Origin of the sequence: Hansschlegelia beijingensis (genome assembly GCF_045505405.1) — a bacterium.
GTDB lineage: Bacteria > Pseudomonadota > Alphaproteobacteria > Rhizobiales > Methylopilaceae > Methylopila > Methylopila beijingensis_A.
In genome coordinates, this window is the sequence record NZ_JBJKEX010000237.1 from 1 (window position 1) to 4,658 (window position 4,658).

6 protein-coding genes are annotated in these 4,658 nt (G+C 71.9%); 1 reads left to right on the forward strand and 5 read right to left on the reverse strand.

The genetic code is table 11. The annotated features are described in order from the left end of the window. From ACIKT0_RS13180 to ACIKT0_RS13200, 5 genes are all read right to left on the reverse strand, one after another. Positions 1-659: DUF3306 domain-containing protein (locus tag ACIKT0_RS13180; protein ID WP_407105782.1), on the reverse strand; the 659-nt coding region annotated here is incomplete at its 3' end. Next, a complete protein-coding gene (locus ACIKT0_RS13185; RefSeq protein WP_407105783.1) occupies positions 656-1,189 on the reverse strand; it encodes a DUF3305 domain-containing protein in 534 nt (177 codons plus the stop codon). The genes ACIKT0_RS13185 and ACIKT0_RS13180, both read right to left, overlap by 4 nt. Continuing rightward, positions 1,190-2,200, reverse strand: a complete 1,011-nt coding sequence (locus tag ACIKT0_RS13190; protein WP_407105784.1) for a DUF6352 family protein — start codon at positions 2,198-2,200, stop codon at positions 1,190-1,192. Between the two features lie 4 nt (positions 2,201-2,204). Beyond that, on the reverse strand, positions 2,205-2,762 hold the full coding sequence (locus tag ACIKT0_RS13195) for a DUF6505 family protein (protein WP_407105785.1): 558 nt from the start codon (positions 2,760-2,762) through the stop codon (positions 2,205-2,207). Beyond that, positions 2,759-3,496, reverse strand: a complete 738-nt coding sequence (locus ACIKT0_RS13200; RefSeq protein ID WP_407105786.1) for a biotin/lipoate--protein ligase family protein — start codon at positions 3,494-3,496, stop codon at positions 2,759-2,761. The genes ACIKT0_RS13195 and ACIKT0_RS13200 overlap by 4 nt, the downstream gene beginning before the upstream one ends. Before the next feature lie 194 nt (positions 3,497-3,690). Here ACIKT0_RS13200 and ACIKT0_RS13205 point away from each other — a divergent pair. Next, a partial coding sequence (locus ACIKT0_RS13205) for an indolepyruvate ferredoxin oxidoreductase subunit alpha (RefSeq protein WP_407105787.1) occupies positions 3,691-4,658 on the forward strand: 968 nt, incomplete at its 3' end.

The window sequence follows — 4,658 nt, forward strand, 5'->3', positions numbered from 1 at the left end:
GCCCGCGCCTCGGCCGGGCGGGCGTCAATCGTCGCAGGCCGCCCCTCCGGAACGGCTGCGGCGAACGCAGTTTCATCAAGCGGCGCGGGCACATGTCCGAGGCTCTGCGCCGCTTCCTGGAGAGGCTCCGGGGGCCGGTCGGCCTCGTCTGCAGGGCGCGCGACCTCGGGCTCGTCAGCGCCGGCGGCGATGTCCTGCCGCGCCTCCGCGCGACGGGCCGGGCCGTCGAAGACGCAGCGGACCATCTCTCTGACGTCGTCGGTAGGCAGCAATGGCCCGAGCCCCGGCACGCCGCCGGGCGTGTTCCAGTCATAGGCGTATTCGCGGGCGTCGTTGAGGAAGTCCCGGATGGCCGGATCGACGGCCCACATCCGCCGGAGCGCCGCATTGCGCAGCAGGGTCGGCACCCCGGCGCGGAGGAACGGACCGAGGTCGCTGCCCGGCGTCAGCTCCTCGACCGGCGGCAGCGCGGCGATCTCCTCGGCGCTGAGTTCGACAGGCGCCTCAGCCTCCTCGACGGCCAAAGCCTCCGGAGGCGGCGACGCCTCTTCGGCGAGCGCCTCGATCGACCGGGGCCCCGGACTCGCGTCGCTCTGCGGAGAGGGCGCGGCCGCCTCCGCCTTGCGCCGTGACCAGCGGGAGAGGAAATCGCCGCTCATGTCTCCCGCCTCCCCGGGCGGCCCCGACCCCCGCGCGCCAGCGCCTCCGGGTCAGCGCGGTCGCGCTTCCGCTTCTCGAACCTGCGCTCGACGTGGAAGGCTTCGACAAAGGCCATGACCTTCGCCTGCAGCTCACGCGGCATGGGCACCGCCTCCACCACCTCGCCATTCCCCTCCGCCATCGCCTCCCCCTCGTAAGGGTCGGCCGTGACCGCCGCGACCGAGCAGCCTTCGCCATCCTCACGCAGGAGAATCCAGAGCTTCGGCGGGTCCATGACGAGGTTGTCACGGTAGTGCGAGGTCTCCGCAGGATGCAGCGACACGTCGTAGGCGCCGGCGAAGAAGGTTTCGCCGTCATCGTCCTCGGAGAGCCTGGTCCAGGGCGCGGCGGCCGGCGCGGCGGGCAAGGCCGCGATCGGGAGCCAGGCGTGGCTCGCCCACGGGCCCTTCAGACGACGGCGCGCGACGATGACTCCGACCTCGAAGTGGCTTTCCGGCAGTTTCGCGGCTGGGCCTCGCGCTTCGTCCATCTAGGCGGCCTCCCTGTTCGACGCCAGCGGCAGGCCCACGATCAGGTTGTGCGGCTTCACCCGCAGGGTCTTCTCCGGCGTCATCGCCAGCAGCAGGGAGAGCGGCCGGTCGCCGACGCGGGCGTCGACGTCCCGCGGATCGGCGAAGGACAGGCTCAGAAGCCCGATCAGCCGCTCCTGCTCCTGCGCCGTGATCTCCTCGCCCCGCCAGAGCGCATTGCCGATCCGGGTCGCTTCAGCGTCGAGACCCACGAACCAGCGCCAGTCCGGGTCTTCGAGCCGCTCCAGCGGGGCGACGCGGACCTCCACGTTGAGCAGATGCCTGATCCAGACCTCGATCACCGTGGCGAGGGCGGCGCGGCTCTTCGGGCTGGAGCCGAGATTGAGCGCCATCGTGAAGGCGTCGGAGCGGCTCCAGTAGCTCCAGGCGTTGTCGTCGTTCAGCACGTCGAGTTCGTGCGCCGCTTCCTGCCCGAGCATGGCGACAAGCGGCGACAGCGGCGCGGCGCCTTCGCGCGCCCCGATGACTTCGGCGTCCGCAAGCAGCGCCGCCCCATCGAGCCGCGTCACCCGCTGCTCCCGGAAGAACAGTTCCGCTGCGCGCAGCACGTAAGGATCCTCGCAGCCGTCGAGCGCGTTCCGCAGGATCAGGTGGACGAGCTGGTTGACGAACAGCGACGGCACGCCCTGCAGACCGTCCCGCACGAGCGAGAGATAGGCGGCCTCGATGGAGCGGGCGCCCAGCAGCCGGTCGCGGAAGGCCCGCATCACCTCCCAGTTCTCGCGCGCGTCGGGGTCCGCGATCGCCGCGATCTCCTGCGGGGTCACGCCCCGGCGCGGCGCGTCCAGCAGCGCCGCGTGGAGCGCGCGCTCGGCGGCGCAGGCCTCCGGAGGCGGCGTCAGTTCAGGGCGCGCCAGATAGGCGAGGATCAGTTCGTCGGTGACCGCGAGCCCGCCGCCTTCGGTTCGCTGCACGAGGTGATGGCCGCTCGACACCCAGAACTCGGTCATCGTCTCACTTCCCCGCGCTCTGGAGGCCGAGCAGGTCGACATGCTCCTCCGGCTGCTCCTCGTCGTCCGCCTCGATGAGCCGGAAGGCCCGGAGGCCGCCGTGCAGCCTGTCCTCCCCCGGCGCGCGGCGGCGCAGCGTCCTGAAAGACTCTCGGATCTCGCCCTCCTCCCAGGTCCGGTGCATGGCGATCAGCGTCCCGATCTCGGGGCGGCATAGCGAGGCCGCGACCTCGATCTCCTCCCTGGCGGCGGCGCGCGCGGTGGCGAGGTCGGGCGCGCCGAGACGTTCATGGATGTGGCGCGCGAGATCCTCCACGGCCTCGTCGCGCTCGGCCTCGCTCGCCTCGACGATCACCACCAGCGTCGAGAAGCCGAGCGAGCGGACGCCGACAAAGCCCGCGCGGAAGGCGGCCCTGGCCTTGCCCACAAAGCTCGCGACATCCTGATCCCAGAACAGGAACGAGCCCGGCACGGCCCATTCGCCGGGCTCGGCGGCGCGCTCGAACACCAGCGTGTCGGAGGGATCGAACCGGATGGTGCGGGGGAGCCTGAGAGCCGTCACAGCCGTACCGCTCCCGTCGTCGGATCGAGCCAGTCGACGGCCTCCAGCGCGCGCGCGAGCGCAAGACGCTCCCCATCCGGGCCGACAAGGCAGTCGCCGTTCAGATCGATCCGCCTCGGCCTCGCCGACGGCTCCGGCATGTGGCCGAGGTAGCGCGCCGCCAGCGCCTCGAATCCGTCTTCGCTCCAGATCTCGAAGGCCTTCATGAGGTTGCGCGCGAAGCTCTCGAGGATGAGCTCGCGTGCGCCCGGCCCGAAGCTCTCCTCCTCCAGCGAAGTGGAGCCCGGGGTAAGGCCGGGATCGCCCGCATGCGCCTTGGAGGCGATCAGCATCCCGCCGAAGACCAGCCAGTCCGGCGCGGCGTCCGCCGCGCAGTCCTGCGGCCAGCCGAGGCGGCCGCCGCCCAGCCGCGCGCGATCGTAGAGCAGCGTGTCCGGCCAGCTGATCGCGACCGGCATCTCCGCCGGACCGATCGACGCGACCGCGTCGGCCAGCGCCAGCATTCCGGCGAACAGCGCCCGACGGGCGGACACGAGCGGCTCGTCCGGCGCAAGCACCACCGCGAAGTCTATGACGTCCTGCCGGTCCGTCACCACGAAGGCGCCCGGCCCCGCGGCGCCGGCCATGCGACAGGCGGCGGCGAAGGCGCCCTCCCCCGGCGCGGCTTCGGCCTGCGAGAAGGCCGGCGGGAGCATGAGGCGCGAGGCGGTCCGGCTGGGCGCGAGCAAAGTCATGCGCGGCGGCCATGTCGGGGTCGGTTGCAGACTGCGGACACGCACAGCCCCCTGATGCCGATATCGGATCGCAGTTTCGAACGCTTCAAACTATAAGGGAGGCTTGGCGCTCCGCGAAGGGGCGTGTGTCGACCCAGGGATGCTGACGCTCCGTGACCGACCGTATCGTATTCGCCTGCTCCTGCGAGAAGACGATGCCGCTCGACGAGGCGGCGATCGCCCCGGCCTGCGGCGGGGCGCTGAGAACCGCCGACCAGCTCTGCGGCCGTGAACTCGACCGGTTCCGCGACGCCGCGGCGAGCGGGGCGCCGGTCACTGTTTCATGCACGCTGCAGGCGCCGCTGTTCGAGGAGGTCGCGGCCGAACTCGGCGCCGAAGACCGCGTGGCCTACGTCAACATCCGCGAAAACGCCGGCTGGTCGTCGGATGCGCGCCGGGCGGGGCCGAAGATGGCCGGCCTGCTCGCCGCCGCGGCGGAGCCGCTGCCGCAAACCACGATGGTGTCCCTCGAAAGCGAAGGAGTGGCGCTCGTCTATGGGCGCGACGAAAGCGCGGTGGAAGCCGCAAGGCGGCTGGCCGACCATCTCGACGTCACGGTCCTGCTCGCCCGGCCAGGCGAGGTCGCGCCGCCGCTGCGCTACGAGTTTCCGATCTTCCGCGGCGTGATCCGGAACGCGAAGGGGCGGCTCGGCGCGTTCGAGCTCAAGGTCGACGACTACGCGCAGCCCGCGCCCTCCTCCCGCGACCACTTGGTCTTCGGCGCGCCGCGGGACGGGGCGACCTCCCATTGCGACCTGATCCTCGACCTGTCGGGCGAAACGCCGCTGTTTCCCGCCCATGAGGTCCGGGCCGGCTACCTTCGGGCCGACCCGCGCGATCCCGCCGCCGTGGAGCGCGCCGTGGCGGAGGCCACCCATCTCGTCGGGACCTTCGACAAGCCGCGCTATGTCGATCTCGACCCCGGGATCTGCGCGCATGCGCGCTCGCGGATCACCGGCTGCACGCGCTGCCTGGACGTATGCCCGACCGGCGCGATCTCGCCCGCGGGCGAGTCCGTGGCGATCGACCCTTATGTCTGCGCCGGCTGCGGCAACTGCGCTTCCGTCTGCCCGACGGGCGCCGCCGCCTACGCCCTCCCCCCGGCCGACGCGCTGATGCGGCG